Below are 16585 nucleotides of genomic sequence, written 5' to 3'. Positions count from 1 at the left end.
ATGAGTTCCGCCTTCGCCCGCCCCGCGGACGCAAGTCATGCGTCCGACGATGTTCGTAGCCGGCGCGGCCCCTTTCGGCCCGAACGTCTCACCCCGGCGCGCGCCCGGGTGCAGATTCGGAACCTGACCCGCTGGTTTCGCGCCGCCGATTCGATTCTCGCCCTTGGTCTGGCCCTCTGGCTGGCGCGCGACGGCGCCCTCGCCGCCCCGCTGGTCGGGGCCGGCGTGCTGCTGGCCGCCCTGCACGGCCTGGAGGCCTATGTCTTCGCCCATCGCGAGCCGCTGATCCGCCACCTGCTGCGCGCCGCCGCCGCCGTCGGCGCCGCGACGCTCGCCGTCCAGGTCGTGGCCCTGACGCCGCTGGCCCAAACACCCCTGGGCGGCGCGCATCCGGTGGGCGGCTGGCTGGCCCTGGTCCTGCCCGTGTTCCTGGCGGTGCACGCCGGCTGGTGGGCGCTGGTGCGCCACGGCCGCCGCGTCGGCACCCTGACGCCCAACATCGTGCTGGTCGGCGCCACGACCAACGCCGAGCGCCTGATCGCCGCGGCCCTGCGCACCGGCGAGGTCAATGTGCTGGGCGTGTTCGACGACCGCGCCGCCCGCGCCCCTGAGGCCGTCATGGGCGTGCCGGTGCTGGGCGACACCAAGGCCCTGGTCGACCACCGCATCATGCCCTTCGTCGACCGCGTGGTGATCGCCGTCGATTCCACCGCCCAGGCCCGCGTCGGCCAGCTGGTCGAGCGCCTGTCGGAACTGCCCAATCCCGTCAGCATGATCGTCGACATCGGCGGCGACGCCGACCGCGACGCGGCCATGGGACGCCTGGCCGACCTGTCGGGCGCGCCCACCGACGCCCGCCGGGCCATGGTCAAGCGCGCCCAGGATCTGGTCGTCACGGGCCTTGGCCTGATCGTCGCCGCGCCGGTGATGCTGATCGTGGCGATCGCCGTGAAGCTCGACAGCCCCGGCCCGATCTTCTTCCGCCAGCGCCGCCACGGCTTCAACAACGAGGCGATCCTGATCTGGAAGTTCCGCTCGATGCGGCACGAGATGGCCGACGCCAAGGCCGCCCGCCAGATCAGCGCCAATGACGACCGGGTCACCCGCGTCGGCAAGTTCATCCGCAAGACCAGCCTCGACGAGCTGCCGCAGCTGTTCAACGTGCTGACCGGCGAGATGTCGATCGTCGGGCCGCGCCCGCACGCCATCGGCATGATGACCGGCGACGTGGAGTCCGCCAAGCTGGTCGCCACCTACGCCCACCGCCACCGCATGAAGCCCGGCGTCACCGGCTGGGCGGCCATCAAGGGCTCGCGCGGCGCCGTCGACACCCCCGAGCTGGTGCGCCAGCGCGTCGCCTACGACGTCGAGTACATCGAGCGGCAGTCGTTCTGGCTCGATCTCTACGTGATCCTGATGACCGTGCCCTGCCTGCTGGGCGACAAGACCGCCGTGCGCTGACCATGTTCTGGCGCGGCGTCCTCGGCTACCTGCCGGTCAACATCGCCCAGGGGGTCGTCGGCCTCCTGACGATCGTGCTGTTCACCCAGGTGCTGACCCCGGCCGAGTACGGGACCTATGCGCTGGCCTTCTCGGCGCTGAGCCTGACCCAGACGGCCCTGCTGACCTGGACCGAGGCGGCCATGGCCCGCTTCCATGCCCGGGCGCAGGAAGACGGCCGCCTGCCCGACCACTTCGCCACCCTCTATCGGTTGTGGGTCCTGATGGCCCTGGCCATACCGGTCGCCGCCGCCGTGATCCTGCGCTTCTGGCCGATGGCCCCGGCCCTGAAGGTCGCCGTCGCGGCCGCCTTCGCCGCCGCGGCGGTCAAGAGTCTCGCCAAGCTGTCGCAGGAGCGCCGCCGCGCCGCCGGCGAGGTGTCGGGCGCGGCCCTGCTGGACGTGATCCAGACCGTGGGCGGCTTCGCGCTCGGCCTGATCCTGGCCCTGGTCGGCCTGGGCGGCGCCGCGCCGATCCTTGGCATGGGCGCGATCTCGCTGCTGTGCCTGGTGTTCGTGCTGCCCGCCGACCTGGGACGGCTGAAGGGCGGCCATTTCGACAAGGCGCTGGCCAAGTCCTACGCCGCCTACGGCCTGCCGGTGGCCTTCTCGCTGATCCTGGCCCTGGTGCTGTCGACCACCGACCGCTTCCTGCTGGCCGCCTTCCTCGACGAGAGCGCGGTCGGCGTCTACCACGCCGGCTATTCACTGGGCTCGCGCACCCTGGACGTCGTCTTCATCTGGCTGGGCATGGCCGGCGGCCCGGCCATGGTCGCGGCCCTGGAGCGCGGCGGCCAGCCGGCGCTGGAGGAAAGCGCCCGCGAGCAGGCCGACTTCATGGTGCTGCTGACCCTGCCCGCCGCCGTCGGCCTGGCCTTGGTCGCCCGCCCCCTGACCGAGGTGATGATCGGTCCGGCCCTGCGCGATGGGGCTGCGGGCGTGACGCCGTGGATCGCCGCCAGCGGCTGGCTGTCGGGCGTGACCACCTATTACCTGCTGCAGGCCTTCACGCTTGGACGGCGCACGACGATGCTGAGCGTCTGCATGGCCATTCCGGCCGGCGCCAACCTGGCGCTGAACCTGATCCTGATCCCGCGTTTCGGCCTCAACGGCGCACTGTGGGCCACCACCGCCAGCTACGGCCTGGGCGCGATCGCGGCCGGGGTGCTGGGCCGCCGGGCCTGCGCCCTGCCGATCCCCTGGGAGGCGCTGGCGAAGGTCGGCCTGTCCAGCGCCCTGATGGCGGCCCTGGTCCTGGCCCTGCCCGACTTCGGCGGCCTCTTCGAACTGATCCTCAAGGCGGGTCTTGGCGCGGCGACCTTCGCCGGCGCGGCCCTGCTGCTCGACGCCGGGGGCGCACGCGGCCGCCTGGCCGTCATCACCCGCAGGTTCCGCCCCGCATGACCGCCCCCCCGATCACGGAAACCATCTTCGACAACGCCGCGTGGGCCTCCGCCGGCCCGCGCCTGTCGGTGCTGATCCCGACCTTCCGCGACGATCCGACCGCCCTGCTCCGCGCGCTGGATGGCAAGGACGACGCGGCCGAGATCGTGGTGCTGGACGACGGCGGCGGCGACGAGGCCCTGGCCGCCCGCATCGGCAAGATCATCGGCGCCTTGAAGCGCCCCGCCCGCTTCGTGCGGCTGTCGACCAACGCCGGGCGCGCCCAGGGCCGCAACCGCCTGGCCGCCCACGCCCGGGGCCGGCACCTGCTGTTCCTCGACAGCGACATGCTGCCCGACCCGCGCGATTTCCTCTCGCGCTGGCTGGCGGTGGCGAGCGACGACGCGCCCGTGGCCTTCGGCGGCTTCACCCTTACCCAGACGCCGATCCGGCCCGAACACGCCCTGCACCGGGCCATGGCGCTGAAGAGCGACTGCACGCCCGCGCCCGAACGCGCCCGCGAACCAGAGAAGCACGTCTTCACCTCGAACCTGCTGGTGCGCCGCGACGTCTTCGAGACCGTCGCCTTCGACGAAGGCTTCGCCGGCTGGGGCTGGGAGGACGTCGAGTGGGCGATGCGGGTGGCCCGCGCCCATCCGATCCTGCACATCGACAACACCGCCACGCACCTGGGCCTGGACCCCGCCCCGGTGATGGCCGCCAAGTACGAGCAGTCGGCCGCCAACTTCGCCCGCGTGGTGGCCGCCCACCGCGACGTGGTCAGCGCCTATCCCAGCTACAAGGTCGCCAAGGCCCTGAAGGGCGTTCCCCTGCGCGCGACCTGGCGGCCGTGGCTGAAGGCGATCGCGCTTTCGGAATCCCTGCCCACGCCTCTTCGTGCATTCTCCATGCGGCTCTATCGGGCCGCCCTCTATTCGGACGCCGTGTGATGACCGCAGTCGAACAAACCTTCGAGAAGGTGGACGCCTACGAGCCGGACCGCTCGCTGAAGGGCAAGGTCCGCCGCCGGCTGATCCGCCTGCAGCACCGCCGCCCGGCGCGGGTGAAGCTCACGCGGCCGATGGTGTCCTTCAGCTTCGACGACGCGCCGGCCACGGCCTGCGAGGCCGGGGCGCGAGTGCTGGAGGCTCGGGGCTTTCGCGGCACCTACTATTTCGCCGCCGGCCTGACGGGTCGCGACGGGCCGATGGGGCGCTACGCCACGGGCGAGGACGCCTTCCGCCTGCACGCCGCCGGTCACGAGATCGGCTGCCACACCTTCAGCCACCTCGACTGCGGCCAGGCCTCGACGCAGGTCGCCCTAGCCGACGTGGCCCAGAACACCGACGCCCTGGCTGCCTGGGGCGTGGGAAGCGCGGTCAGCTTCGCCTACCCCTATGGCGACGTCGCCGCGCCGGCCAAGACCGCCCTGGCCGGCCGCTTCAAGACCCTGCGGGCCCTGCATCACGGCCTGATCGCCAACGGCGCCGACCTCAACCAGGCTCCGGCCGTCGGCATCGAGGGCGAGGACGGCGAGGCTGTCGCCCTGCGCTGGCTGGACGCCGCCCATCGCCGCAAGGCCTGGCTGATCCTCTACACCCACGATGTGGCGGAAAAGCCGTCGGCCTGGGGCTGCACGGTGGAGGCGCTGGAACGGCTGGTCGACGGCGCGGTCAACGCCGGCTTCGACGTGGTGACGGTGGCCGAGGGCGCGAAGCGGATCGGGCTGTAGCGTCCTAGTCGGAAGCTGGGAGCCACTCGACGTCGAGTTCGCGAAGGACGCCCGCGATACGGGGACCTTGCTCGCCCGCTCGTACATGAAAAGCCGCCCGTCGCTTCAAAGGCGCGGTCGCGAACGTCTTCTTCTGGGCTTCAAGCCAGCGCTCGGCTTCATCGTACTCGGGATCGACACCCCCATTCGCGGGGTGAGTCTCGATAGTTTCCAGCCCGCTATGGAATTTGCTTTCCCAGGCCTTGAAGATGGCCTGTTGTCGAAAGGCGTTCCGCATGAACTCCAGCGAGACCGGATAGAGCAGGAAATGGTCGGCGTAGTCGTCGATCGACTCGTCGAACGGGCAGGAAAAATAGTAGGGCTGGCCCTCGAAGTCGGCGGTCCCGCTGCGAACACCATCGTAGTAGCCCTCGACGGTATGCACCTTTTCCCGTGTCATCGCGGAGCCTGCGCCCGCCCCTACTGGCGCGTCCGCGAGGTCATGCCGGCGGCCGCGGCGTCGTCGGCCATCTGCGGGTCGACTTCGGGAGCGGGCTTGGGAGCCGCGGGCGCTTCGACCACGGGCGGCTTTTCGGGTTCGGGCGTCACCGCCGGCGCGGCTTGCGCGGCGGGCGTGCGGGTGACGGCGGCGCTGGCGGCGTCATCGGCCGCGGTGCGCACCTCGGGACCTTCCTGATAGCCGCCGTTGTCGAAACCGACCCCGGCGCTGACCACCAGGATCACGCCGAGGGCCGCCACGGCGCCGACGACGAAACCCAGGACGATCCATCCCAACGGATTGCCGCGACGTTCGGCCTTGGCCATCTGGAGCTCCCTAAAGGGACGGCTCCAACCCTAGGAGCCGACCCAACGCCGGACCGGGCCGACGTCGACGTGGACGAAATTGCTGACCGGATAGTAGCCGACGCCGCCCTGCTTCAAGTCGAGGGCCGCGGTCCGGAGACGATCCAGCGAGACGTCCTCCAGATAGAGATCGATCGCCTTGCCGTCCATGTGCAGGCTGCGTTTGGCGACCTCACCGCTGCGCGCGTGCAACATCGCGTTGGTCTTGGGCGAGCGATAGCCGGAAATGATCTGGAAGTGAGCCTTGGTCTCGGTGCGCGCCGCGAGGCCGGCCATGATGTCGAAAAGCTCGGGATTCATCGGGGCGACGTCCCCTGTCCGATAGTCGCGCAGCACCTTGTCGAGGGCCTGGACGGCGTCGGGCACGTACTCGCCCTTCTCGAAATAGACCGCCTCGACCTTTTCCTGGGTGTGCACGTTGTGCAGCTTCACCCAGCGGGGTTCGGACGAGACGCGTTGGATCGTCGGCCGGGGCGCGGGAACCGAAGCTTGCGGCAGGTCGTTATCCGCCATGCCTTCGGCCGCATTGCCGAGGTCCTGCTTCATCAGCAGGTCGGCGATGGGATCGGCCCCTGGGCCGAACTTGGACTGTGCGAAGGCCGCCATGGGCCCGACCGCACTGGCGCCCAGCACACCGAGGCCAAGCCCCAGAAGCTTGCGTCGTTCGATCATGGATACGCTTTCCCGACTGACTGCGTCAGGCCGCCCGAAGGCCGCCTAAGCTCACTTGGAACACGATAAACTTTCCGGATCGGAAAGGCTTACGCACCAAAAGAGGCCTGACGAGGGCGCTCGGGTCAAGCGGAGCCGGGACGGGCATGACAGCCGAAAGCGTGAGCGGCTTTGACGCCGGCCACGCTTCAAGTGCTTTAAAGACAGTCGCTTGGGCGCCCCGGCGAGGCGCTCAGACGGCTTTCGCTGCGGCGATACGCTGCACGAGTGCGCGATCCCACCCATAGGGGTCGTCGCGGAAATTCACCTGCCCGTCCGGGGTCACATAGGCGGTCCAGTAGAGCAGGAAGACGGCCATCGGCTGGGCCAGCTGGGCGCGTACGGTCTTGCCCGAGGCGATGGTCGTGTCGACGTTTTCAGGCGTCCATTCGGCGCTGCCGCCGAGCAGTTGCTTGGCCAGCGGGATCGGCTTTTCCAGGCGCACGCAGCCGTGGCTGGCCAGGCGGCTGTAGCTGGCGAACTTGGCCCGCGACGGGGTGTCGTGCAGGTAGACGCCGTAGGGGTTGTTGAAGTCGAACTTCACCAGGCCCAACGCGGCCTTGTCGCCGGCCTTCTGCTGCAGGCGCGAGCCGCCGTCGCCGGTCGGGATGACGATGAAGTCGTTGCGCGCCAGATAGCCCGGATTGGCCCGCTCCTTGGGCCACAGTTCCTTGGTCGCGATCGACGACGGCACGTTCCAGGGCGGATTGAGCACGATCGAGTGGATCGCCGATTGCAGCATCGGCGTCTCGTCGCCCGGACGGCCCGTGACCGCGCGCATGGTCAGGGTCGGGGCGTCGTGGTGGAAGACGCTCATGACGGCGGCGGCGATGTTGACCTGGATGCGGTCGGCCGGCAGTTCCTGCGGCAGCCAGCGCCAGCGCTCCATGTTGGCGACGATCTGGTCGATGCGCAGCTGCACCGGCACGTTCAGCGCCGTCAGAGTGCCCTTGCCCAGAACGCCGTCGGGATTGAGGCCAAAGCGCTTCTGGGCGCGCATCAGGGCCTGCTGCAGGGCCTCGTCGAACACCGCCACGCCGTCGACGGCGATGGTGGGGTCCTCAACCGCCAGGCGGGCCTCGAGTTGGACAATGCGCGGATCTGCCTTGTCGCCCAGCTTCAGCGGCGTCCCCTCGGGGATTACCGCCCAGCCGCCGCGCGCGGCGATGTCGCGATAGGTGACGAGGCCCTTCTGCAGGGTCTGATAGCCGGTATAGGGCGGCGACAGCTCTTCCAGCCAGCCGGCCAGCTGGTCGTTCTGCACGGCGGCGGCGAAGCCGGGCGCGGGATCGTAGGCGGCCGGGCGCAGGCCCCAGTTGGCGTCGAAGTCGGCGGGCGCCAGGCGGCCGCTGTGCACGGCCTTGGCGTAGCGCAGGGTCAGGGCGATCAGTTGGTTCAAACCGGCCTGGCGGTCGGCGCCGTTGCGCGAGTCCAGCTGGGCCAGGGCGCGGTCGGGCGCGAAGGCGCCGGGCTCGAAACCGTGCGAGGGCGCGTTGATCAACGCCTTGGCCAGCAGGTCGATCTGGTCGGCGCGCAGGGCCGGCGGCGCGGGCACGGGCACGGGCGCCTGTTGCGGCGCCCGGACAGGCCGGACTTGAGCTTGAGCATGAACGGCTGGAGCCGCCGACATCCACAGGGCCGCCCCAAGCAGGGCGGTCGAAACTTTCAGGCTCTGTCTCACCGTCGACGGGTCTCGCACGCACATTGCGCGCGGCCCCTCCGCGCGCTTCCCAAATGGCAATTCCGCGTCGGCTTCGTCAACGCGAGGATCGTGAAACTGCAACGGCCAAGGTCGCCTTTTGGTTCTTTCTCACGTTGCGGAACCTTAACGCCACACTCGCGGTTTGCATTCCGACGTCGGCGCCTTTGCGCCACAATCGTCCTTGGCAGGATCACCACACATGAGAATCGCCCAGGTTCCGCCCCTGTACGAAGCCGTTCCGCCGCGGTTCTACGGCGGGACGGAACGGGTGGTCGCGCACCTGACCGACGCCCTGGTCGATCTGGGTCACGAGGTCACCCTGTTCGCCTCCGCCGAAGCCCGCACCAAGGCCGACCTGGTGGTCGTCCGCGACCAGGCGATCCGCCTGGATCCCGCTCCGCTGAAGTCCGACCTGGCCGCCCACATCGCCATGCTGGCCGAGGTTCGCCGCCGCGCCGACGACTTCGACGTCATCCACTTCCATACCGACATGATCCACTTCCCGCTGTTCGAGGGCATGGCGGGAAAGACCCTGACCACCCTGCACGGGCGGCTCGACCTGAAGGACCTGCCGGGCGTCTATCGCCGCTGGCCGCAGTTTCCGCTGGTCTCGATCTCCGACAGCCAGCGCGCGCCCCTGCCCTTCGCCAACTGGGCCGGCACGGTGCTGCACGGCATGTGCGCCGAGATCTACGAATACCACCCGAAACCAGAGGGTTACCTCGCCTTCCTCGGACGGATCTCGCCGGAGAAGGGCCCCGAGCGGGCGATCGCCATCGCCAAGCGCGTCGGCCGCCGGCTGAAGATCGCCGCCAAGGTCGACGCCGCCGACCGCGAGTACTTCCACGCCGTCGTCGAGCCCCTGCTCGACCACCCGCTGATCGAGTTCGTCGGCGAGATCGGCGACGCCGAGAAGTCGGCCTTCTTAGGTGGAGCCGACGCCCTGCTCTTCCCCATCGCCTGGCCCGAACCCTTCGGCCTGGTGATGATCGAGGCCATGGCCTGCGGCACCCCGGTGATCGCCTACCAGTGGGGCTCGGTGCCCGAGGTGATCGAGGAAGGCGTCACGGGCTTCATCGTCGACGATGAGGACGAGGCCGTCGCCGCCCTGCGCCGCCTGCACGACCTGTCGCGCCAGACCGTGCGCGAACGGTTCGAGACCCGGTTCTCGGCCCACGCCATGGCCCGTCGGTACGAAGACCTCTACGGCCGCCTGGACGAGGCGGCCCAGCCGCCGCGCCTGACCCTGGCCCAGAGCGCCTGACCCGTCGGCGGTCCAGCCCAACGGCCAAGCTGCCGGCCTGAGGCCGCATTGTATTTTCAAGTTTCAGCGACCGCGCCCTCACCGGCGCGGCCGCTGATCGCGTTTAAGACCCAGCGTTCCGGATAAGGGGCATCGAATGGACGACCTCGCACCGACCCCGTTGACCGCCGGCGAGCAGGGCGAGACCGGCGAACCGCGCGTGCCCTACCGGCTGTTCGCCCTGAAGGACCGCGACACCTTCCTGGTGGCCGACGCCTTCGGCGACGTGCTGGGGGCGGCCGACGGGCTGTTTCACGACGACACCCGGCTGCTGTCGCGCCTGCGCCTGCTGATCGGCGGCAAGCCCCCGGCCCTGCTGAGCGCCAGCGTCTCGCAGGACAACGTCTTCTTCACCTCGCACTCGACCAACCAGACCGTCCAGTCGCTGGGCGGGTCCTCGGCGCCGCACGGCGCGATCCATATCGAACGCAAGCGCTTCCTGTGGTCGGAGCGGCTGTATGAGCGGCTGCGCTTCGTCAACTACAGCCGCGACATGGTCATCCTGCCGGTGATCCTGGAGTACGACGCCGACTTCCACGACATGTTCGAGGTGCGCGGCTCCAAGCGGAAAGCCAGGGGTCGCGTGCTGCCCGCCGAGCTGAACGGCCGCTCGGTGCACTTCGCCTACCAGGGCCTGGACGGGCTGCGCCGCGACAGCGTCGTCGCCTTCTCCGAACCGCCCGGACGCCTGACGCCGCAACGGGCCGAGTTCATGTTCATGCTGACGCCGGACACCCATTTCGACCTCTATCTCGAGGTCGGGCCGGTTCCGGACTATCCGCCGACCCGCGAGCGCTGGCGGGCCGCCGCCGCCCGGGCGCGGCTGGACATGCGCGGCCGCCGCCGGCGGGGCGCGCGACTGAACAGTTCCGGCCGCCTTTTCAACGACTGGCTGGAGAAGTCGCGGGCGGATCTCGCGCTGCTGACCACCGAGTTCGAGACCGGCCCCTATCCCTATGCCGGCATCCCGTGGTTCTCGACCCCGTTCGGCCGCGACGCCATCATCACCGCCTGGCAGGTGCTGTGGATCGAGCCGCGCCTGGCGCGCGGGGTGCTGGCCTATCTGGCCGCCCACCAGGCCGAGGAGGTCAGCGCCTTCCGCGACAGCGCGCCCGGCAAGATCATGCACGAGACCCGCAAGGGCGAGATGACCGCCCTCGGCGAACTGCCGTTCGGCCGCTACTACGGCGGGGTCGACACCACGCCGCTGTTCGTGGCCCTGGCCTGCGCCTATGCCGAGCGGACCGGCGACCTGGCCTTCATCGACAGTCTTTGGCCGCGCCTGCAGGCGGCCATCGGCTGGATAGAGCACTTCGGCGACAGCGACGGCGACGGCCTGATCGACTACGCCCGCGGGGCCGACACCGGCCTTTCCAACCAGAACTGGAAGGACAGCGAAGACAGCGTCTTCCACGCCGACGGCAAGTTCCCCGACGGGCCGATCGCCGTGGTCGAGGTGCAGGGCTACGCTTTCGCCGCCTTCAAAGGCATGGCCGATCTCGCCCGTCGGCGCGGCGAGGCCTTCAACGCAGAACGCTGGGGCGCCAAGGCCGAACACCTGCGCAGGATGGTCGAGGAGCGGTTCTGGATGGAGGACAAGGGCTTCTACGCCATGGCCATCGACGGCCACGGCCAGCCCTGCCGGGTGCGCGGCTCCAATCCCGGGCACCTGCTGTTCTGCGGCCTGCCCTCGCCCGAACGGGCGGCCAAGGTCGCCGAGACCCTGCTGTCGAATGCGTTCCACAACGGCTTTGGCGTGCGGACCCTGGCCGAGGGCGAGCCGCGCTTCAATCCGATGAGCTATCACAACGGCTCGGTCTGGCCGCACGACACCGCCATCTGCGCCATGGGCCTGGCCCGCTACGGGCACAGGGACGGCGTGGTGCGGATGACCTCGGGCCTGTTCGAGACCGCCGCCCACTACGAGATGCGTCTGCCGGAGCTGTTCTGCGGCTTCCCCCGCCAGCCGGGCGAGCCGCCGGTCGCCTATCCCGTGGCCTGCCTGCCCCAGGCCTGGGCGGCCGGCTCGGCCTTCATGATGCTGCAAGCCTGTCTGGGGATCACCGTCGACGGCTGGGCCGGTGAGATCCGCATCCAGGAGCCGCGCCTGCCGATCGGCATCGACAGCCTGTCGATCGAGAACCTCGGCGTCGGCGACAAGCTGACCGATGTTTCCTTCGAGCACGTCGGCCGCCATGTCACGGTGCAGGCCGGCCGGCGCTCGACCGTGCCGATCCTGACCCGCTGCTAGTCCTGCTTACCCAAGAACAAGAAGAGCAAGATCCCATGCCCCAGAACCTCGACCTCTTTCCGATCGGCAACTGCGCCGTGAACGCCCTGATCGACCGCGACGGCCGGTTCGTCTGGGGCTGCATGCCCCGCGTGGACTCCGATCCGGTGTTCTCGACCCTGCTCAGCGGGCTGGAGCCGCCGTTCGAGGGCGGCAAGGGGCTGTGGGACGTGGTCGTGGACGGCGCGACGAGCGTGGAGCAGGCCTATCTGCGCAACACCCCGATCCTGCGCACGGTGATCACCGACGCCGACGGAGCGAGCCTGGAGATCATCGACTTCGCGCCGCGCTTCCAGCAGTTCAGCCGCATCTATCGCCCCACCGCCTTCATCCGCCTGGTGCGGCCGCTGAGCGGGGTATGCCGCGCCACCATCCGCCTGCGCCCGACGGCCAGCTGGGGCGCGCGCCTGGCCGAGCACACCAACGGCTCCAACCACATCCGCTACCTGTGCTCGGACATGACGATCCGGCTGACCACCGACTGCCCGGTCTCGCACATCCTGGAGGAGCGGACGTTCCGCATCGAGCGGCCGATCGCCATGTTCCTGGGGGCCGACGAGGGCTTCGACGCCGATGTCGGGGCCACCTGCGCCCGGATGCTGCAGCAGACCGAGGACTATTGGCTGAACTGGGTGCGGGGCCTGGCCGTGCCGCTGGACTGGCAGTCGGCGGTGATCCGCGCGGCCATCACCCTGAAGCTCTGCACCCACGAGGAGACCGGCGCGATCGTCGCGGCCATGACCACCTCGGTGCCCGAGCACGCCAACAGCGGCCGCAACTGGGACTACCGCTACTGCTGGCTGCGCGACGCCTACTACGTGGTCCAGGCCCTCAACCGGCTGGGCGCGGTCGATATCCTGGAGAACTACCTCTCCTACCTGCGCAACATCGTCGACCGGGCGGCCGGCGGCCACATCCAGCCGCTGTTCGGGGTGGGGTACGAGCCGGCGCTGATCGAGCGCTTCGCCCCGGACCTGGCCGGCTATCGCGGCATGGGGCCCGTGCGGATCGGCAACCAGGCCTTCGAGCACCAGCAGCACGACGTCTATGGCCAGATCATCCTGTCCTCGACCCAGGCCTTCTTCGACGAGCGCCTGCTGCGGCCGGCCACCATCGACGACTTCAAGGCCCTGGAGCCGGTGGGCGAGCGGGCCTTCCAGCTGCACGACCAGCCCGACGCCAGCCTATGGGAGTTCCGCGGCCGGGCCAATGTGCACACCTATTCGTCGGTGATGTGCTGGGCGGCCTGCGACCGCCTGGGCAACGTCGCCGAGAAGCTGGGCTTGGCCGATCGCGCCGTCTTCTGGAACGAGCGCGCGGCCAAGGTGCGGGGGGCCATCGACAGCCAGGCCTGGAACGAGACCCTGGGCCGGTTCGCCGCCACCTTCGGGGGCGAGGAACTCGACGCCAGCCTGCTGCAACTGGTGGACCTGCGCTATATCGCCGCCGACGACCCACGCAACAAGGCCACGGTGGCGGCCATCGAGGCGGGCTTGCGCAAGGGTTCCTACCTGCTGCGCTACGCCCTGCCCGACGACTTCGGCACGCCGCAGACGGCCTTCAACATCTGCACCTTCTGGCTGATCGAGGCGCTCTATCTGGAAGGCCGCATCGAGGAAGCGCGGGATCTGTTCGAGGAGATGCTGGGCCGCCGCACGGCCGCCGGCCTGCTGTCGGAGGACATCGGTTTCGAGGACGGCGAGCTGTGGGGCAACTACCCGCAGACCTATTCGCTGGTGGGGCTGATCAACTGCGCGGCCTTGCTCAGCCGGCCGTGGACTTCCGTCCGCTGACGGAGCGTCAACCCTGCGGGGCGCACGTTTTGGTGAGGCAAACGTGACCCACAGCTGGACCGTGCAGGGGATCGAAACCGGCCGCGGATGCGTTGTTGGCGCCTAGTTCCATAGTGAAAGGGGCCAAACTGCATGACCGCGTACGGGTCTGCCGCTCGGCTTGCGGCGTCGGATCTTCCGACACCGCCGATCAATATTCCCGCCAATGCCGCGCTGTTCCTCGATCTCGACGGAACACTCGCGCCCATCATGCCGCGTCCGGACGACGTCGGCCCAGACCCCGCGCGCGCGGCTCTGCTGGCGCGCCTGCGGGCCGCCCTGAACGACCGGGTGGCCGTGGTCAGCGGCCGCTCGCTCGACGATCTTTCGCGTATCCTCGGCCAGGACGGCGTGGCCTATCTGGCCGCCGTGCACGGCCTGGAGCGCCGCACGCCGGCCGGCGCCTGGCGCTCGGAACCCCACGAGGGCCTGGCCGAGGCCCGCGACGTGCTGGGCGATCTCGCCCGCTGCGATCGCGGCCTGCTGCTCGAGGACAAGCACCTGAGTCTCGCCCTGCACTACCGCAACACCCCCTCGGCCGCCGACGCCGTGGTCGAGGCCGCCGAGCGCCTGGCGCGCCAGACCGGCCTCGTCCTGCAACTGGGCGACATGGTCGCCGAGCTGCGCACGCCCGGCCAGGACAAGGGCTCGTCGGTCGCCGCCCTGCTGCGCGAACCGGCCTTCCATGGCGCCACGCCGATCTTCGTCGGCGACGACCTGACCGACGAGGACGGCTTCGCGGCCGCCGCTCGCCTCGGCGGTTTCGGCGTGCTGGTGGGTCCCGAGCGTCCCACCGCCGCGACCTATCGCCTGGACGGCCCGGAGGCCGTTCACGCCTGGCTGGACGCCGCCGCCCAGGCCGTCCCGACCAGCGAGGCAGCCCGATGAGCCGCCTGATCGTCGTATCGAACCGCGTCAATCCGCCGTCCGGCAAGGGTGAGGAAAGCGTCGGGGGCCTGGCCATGGCCCTGGCCGCGGCCCTGCGCGAATATTCCGGCATCTGGTTCGGCTGGAGCGGCAAGACCACGCCGGAGTTCACCGGCCAGCTGTCGATGCAGCGCATCGAGGGCGTGACCGTGGCCACGGTCGACCTCGAGGAAGGCGACTATCAGGAGTACTACAACGGCTACGCCAACAAGACGCTGTGGCCGCTGTTCCACTACCGCGTCGACCTGACCGCCTACGACCGCTCGTTCGGCGAGGGCTACGACCGGGTCAACAAGCGCTTCGCCGAGACCCTGCGGCCGCTGATCGAGCCGGACGACATCATCTGGGTTCACGACTACCACCTGATCCCGATGGCGCGGGAGCTGCGGCGGCTGGGCGTGACCAACCGCATCGGCTTCTTCCTGCACATCCCCTGGCCGGCCCACCAGCTGGTGGTCACCCTGCCCCGCCACCGGCCGCTGGTGGAGGCGATGTTCCACTACGACCTGATCGGCTTCCAGACCGAGGAGAGCCTGCAGGCCTTCGAGGGCTATGTGCTCAACGAGGTCGGCGGCGAGAAGACCGAGGACGGCCGCCTGCGCGCCTTCGGCCAGGTGACCGAGGCCGGGGCCTTCCCGATCGGCATCGACGCCGAGGACTTCGCCCGCATCACCAAGAGCTCGCGGGCCATGCGGGTCTATGACCGGATGGCGGCCCACAGCGTGTTCCGCAAGATGGTCGTGGGCGTCGATCGCCTCGACTATTCCAAGGGGCTGGAAGAACGCCTGATCGGCTTCGAGCGCTTCCTGCACGACAACGAGGAAGCGCGAAACGAGGTCATGCTGCTGCAGATCGCGCCGATTTCGCGCGACGAGGTCGAGGCCTATCAGGACATCCGCCACCGGCTGGACGGCCTGATCGGCAGGATCAACGGCGCCTATGCCGAGATGGACTTCACGCCGATCCGCTATCTCAACCGCTCCTATCGGCGCGACGAGCTGGCGGGGGTCTATCGCGCGGCCAGGGCGGCGCTGGTCACGCCGCTGCGCGACGGCATGAACCTGGTGGCCAAGGAATATGTCGCCTCGCAGAACCCCGAGGATCCGGGCGTGCTGATCCTGTCGCGCTTCGCCGGCGCCGCGCGGCAGATGAAGGAGGCGCTGATCATCAATCCCAACAGCCCCGAGGAGATCTCCGACGCGCTGAGCCGGGCGCTGGCCATGGACGAGACCGAGCGAAAGCGGCGCTGGGAGGCCTTGATGGACAACGTCACCCGCCAGGACGTCACCGCCTGGCGCGACGACTTCGTGGCGGCCCTGAAGGGGCGTCCGCCGGTGGCCGAAGCGGCCAATACCGAAGTTCCCGAAGAGGAGCCGCCGGTCGTGACGGTCAAGAAGGCCGCCCTGGTCGGGGCCAAGAAGTAGCATGGCCGCCCGCCCCACCTGGCAGGGCCACCTGCGGCTCTCGCTCGTGACCTGCCCGGTGGCGCTCTACACCGCCACCAATCCCGGCGGCGAGGTGCGGTTCAACCTGCTGCACCCCAAGACCCACAACCGCATCAAGATGGTGGCGACGGACCCGGATCTCGGGCCCGTAGAGCGGTCCGACCTGGTCAAGGGCTACGAGGTCGAGAAGGACCGCTACGTCATCGTCACGCCCGAGGAGATCGAGAGCGTGCGGCTGGAGAGCACCCGCACCATCGACATCGAGCGCTTCGTCGACGTGGCCGACATCGACCGCCTCTACTGGGACAATCCCTACTTCCTGGTCCCCGACGGCAAGCTGGCGGTCGAGGCCTATTCGGTGATCCGCGACGCCATGGCGAGCGCCAAGCGCATCGCCCTGGGCCGCGTGGTCATGCACACCCGCGAGCGGCTGCTGGCCATCGAGCCGCGCGGCAAGGGGCTGATCGCCTGGTCGCTGCGGTCCTACGACGAGGTGCGCGACCCGGCCGACCTGTTCGACGACATCCCGGCCAAGAAGGCCGACGCCTCGATGATCGCCATCGCCCGCAAGATCATCGAGCAGCAGGACGGACCGTTCGAGCCGCAGGCCTTCAAGGACCGCTACGAGGACGCGCTGCGCGCCCTGATCAAGCGCAAGGAAAAGGGCGGCAAGGCCAAGGTCTCGGCCGCTCCGCCCGAGGACACCAACGTGGTCGACCTGATGGAGGCGCTGCGCAAGAGCCTTGGCGGCAAGGCGCCGGCGAAGAAGGTGGCGGCGAAGACCCCCGCCAAGACCAAGAAGGCCTCCTAGCGCCCCCAAAGTCCGAGCATCCCCGCGAAGGCGGGGATCCAAGCTGAGCGTATCGTCGAGACGCGGCGCACCTCGCCAGACTCGGCTTGGACCCCCGCCTTCGCGGG

Annotated in this window: 14 protein-coding genes; 10 read left to right on the top strand and 4 right to left on the bottom strand. The window is 69.6% G+C overall.

The features are described 5' to 3' along the window. From hfsE to hfsH, 4 genes are read left to right on the top strand one after another with little or no spacing between them, the layout of a single operon-like run. Entirely contained in the window at positions 1–1461 is a 1461-nt protein-coding gene (hfsE, locus tag AC2YHT_RS16310; RefSeq protein ID WP_487290832.1) for a polysaccharide biosynthesis protein HfsE, read from the top strand. 2 nt (positions 1462–1463) lie between these two features. After that, the gene (hfsF, locus tag AC2YHT_RS16305; protein WP_487290831.1) at positions 1464–2903 is read left to right on the top strand and encodes a polysaccharide biosynthesis protein HfsF; all 1440 of its coding nucleotides are present in this window, start codon (positions 1464–1466) and stop codon (positions 2901–2903) included. Further along, positions 2900–3832: a polysaccharide biosynthesis protein HfsG gene (hfsG, locus tag AC2YHT_RS16300; protein WP_487290830.1), complete on the top strand. Its 933-nt coding sequence runs from the start codon at positions 2900–2902 to the stop codon at positions 3830–3832. The genes hfsF and hfsG overlap by 4 nt, the downstream gene beginning before the upstream one ends. Next, the gene (gene hfsH / locus AC2YHT_RS16295; protein WP_487290829.1) at positions 3832–4614 is read left to right on the top strand and encodes an oligosaccharide deacetylase HfsH; all 783 of its coding nucleotides are present in this window, start codon (positions 3832–3834) and stop codon (positions 4612–4614) included. The genes hfsG and hfsH overlap by 1 nt, the downstream gene beginning before the upstream one ends. A 4-nt stretch (positions 4615–4618) precedes the next feature. Here the strand turns inward: hfsH and AC2YHT_RS16290 are convergent, their stop codons facing one another. The 4 genes from AC2YHT_RS16290 to AC2YHT_RS16275 form a co-directional block, all read right to left on the bottom strand. After that, the gene (locus tag AC2YHT_RS16290) at positions 4619–5038 is read right to left on the bottom strand and encodes a hypothetical protein (protein WP_487290828.1); all 420 of its coding nucleotides are present in this window, start codon (positions 5036–5038) and stop codon (positions 4619–4621) included. 35 nt (positions 5039–5073) lie between these two features. Continuing rightward, positions 5074–5418, bottom strand: a complete 345-nt coding sequence (locus AC2YHT_RS16285) for a hypothetical protein (protein ID WP_487290827.1) — start codon at positions 5416–5418, stop codon at positions 5074–5076. A 30-nt stretch (positions 5419–5448) separates the two neighbouring features. After that, entirely contained in the window at positions 5449–6129 is a 681-nt protein-coding gene (mepK, locus tag AC2YHT_RS16280) for a peptidoglycan L,D-endopeptidase MepK (protein WP_487290826.1), read from the bottom strand. 232 nt (positions 6130–6361) lie between these two features. Then, complete coding sequence (locus AC2YHT_RS16275; protein WP_487290825.1) at positions 6362–7723, bottom strand: L,D-transpeptidase family protein; 1362 nt, start codon at positions 7721–7723, stop codon at positions 6362–6364. Between the two features lie 346 nt (positions 7724–8069). On the opposite strand from AC2YHT_RS16275, the gene AC2YHT_RS16270 reads away from it, so the two are divergent. The 6 genes from AC2YHT_RS16270 (at position 8070) to ku (ending at position 16478) form a co-directional block, all read left to right on the top strand. Beyond that, a complete protein-coding gene (locus AC2YHT_RS16270; protein WP_487290824.1) occupies positions 8070–9134 on the top strand; it encodes a glycosyltransferase family 4 protein in 1065 nt (354 codons plus the stop codon). Positions 9135–9270: 136 nt separating this feature from the next. Then, positions 9271–11424: an amylo-alpha-1,6-glucosidase gene (locus AC2YHT_RS16265; protein WP_487290823.1), complete on the top strand. Its 2154-nt coding sequence runs from the start codon at positions 9271–9273 to the stop codon at positions 11422–11424. A gap of 35 nt (positions 11425–11459) precedes the next feature. Further along, positions 11460–13256, top strand: a complete 1797-nt coding sequence (locus tag AC2YHT_RS16260; RefSeq protein WP_487290822.1) for a glycoside hydrolase family 15 protein — start codon at positions 11460–11462, stop codon at positions 13254–13256. 132 nt (positions 13257–13388) lie between these two features. Beyond that, positions 13389–14183, top strand: coding sequence for a trehalose-phosphatase (gene otsB / locus AC2YHT_RS16255; protein WP_487290821.1), 795 nt, complete (start codon positions 13389–13391; stop codon positions 14181–14183). Beyond that, the gene (locus tag AC2YHT_RS16250; protein ID WP_487290820.1) at positions 14180–15646 is read left to right on the top strand and encodes an alpha,alpha-trehalose-phosphate synthase (UDP-forming); all 1467 of its coding nucleotides are present in this window, start codon (positions 14180–14182) and stop codon (positions 15644–15646) included. The genes otsB and AC2YHT_RS16250 overlap by 4 nt, the downstream gene beginning before the upstream one ends. A gap of 1 nt (position 15647) precedes the next feature. Continuing rightward, positions 15648–16478, top strand: coding sequence for a non-homologous end joining protein Ku (gene ku / locus AC2YHT_RS16245; RefSeq protein WP_487290819.1), 831 nt, complete (start codon positions 15648–15650; stop codon positions 16476–16478). The last annotated feature ends 107 nt before the right edge of the window (positions 16479–16585 follow it).

The organism is Caulobacter sp. SRI_008 (genome assembly GCF_057586355.1).
The sequence above is the reverse complement of the archived record's forward strand: the minus strand, read 5'-3'. Positions and strand labels throughout refer to the sequence as shown.

What these genes read in the sequence shown, in the direction of transcription:
- hfsE (WP_487290832.1), top strand. Translation starts at nt 1, where the DNA reads ATGAGTTCCGCCTTCGCCCGCCCCGCGGACGCAAGTCATGCGTCCGAC.
- hfsF (WP_487290831.1), top strand. Translation starts at nt 1,464, where the DNA reads ATGTTCTGGCGCGGCGTCCTCGGCTACCTGCCGGTCAACATCGCCCAG.
- hfsG (WP_487290830.1), top strand. Translation starts at nt 2,900, where the DNA reads ATGACCGCCCCCCCGATCACGGAAACCATCTTCGACAACGCCGCGTGG.
- hfsH (WP_487290829.1), top strand. Translation starts at nt 3,832, where the DNA reads ATGACCGCAGTCGAACAAACCTTCGAGAAGGTGGACGCCTACGAGCCG.
- AC2YHT_RS16285 (WP_487290827.1), bottom strand. Translation starts at nt 5,418, where the DNA reads ATGGCCAAGGCCGAACGTCGCGGCAATCCGTTGGGATGGATCGTCCTG.
- mepK (WP_487290826.1), bottom strand. Translation starts at nt 6,129, where the DNA reads ATGATCGAACGACGCAAGCTTCTGGGGCTTGGCCTCGGTGTGCTGGGC.
- AC2YHT_RS16270 (WP_487290824.1), top strand. Translation starts at nt 8,070, where the DNA reads ATGAGAATCGCCCAGGTTCCGCCCCTGTACGAAGCCGTTCCGCCGCGG.
- AC2YHT_RS16265 (WP_487290823.1), top strand. Translation starts at nt 9,271, where the DNA reads ATGGACGACCTCGCACCGACCCCGTTGACCGCCGGCGAGCAGGGCGAG.
- AC2YHT_RS16260 (WP_487290822.1), top strand. Translation starts at nt 11,460, where the DNA reads ATGCCCCAGAACCTCGACCTCTTTCCGATCGGCAACTGCGCCGTGAAC.
- otsB (WP_487290821.1), top strand. Translation starts at nt 13,389, where the DNA reads ATGACCGCGTACGGGTCTGCCGCTCGGCTTGCGGCGTCGGATCTTCCG.
- AC2YHT_RS16250 (WP_487290820.1), top strand. Translation starts at nt 14,180, where the DNA reads ATGAGCCGCCTGATCGTCGTATCGAACCGCGTCAATCCGCCGTCCGGC.
- ku (WP_487290819.1), top strand. Translation starts at nt 15,648, where the DNA reads ATGGCCGCCCGCCCCACCTGGCAGGGCCACCTGCGGCTCTCGCTCGTG.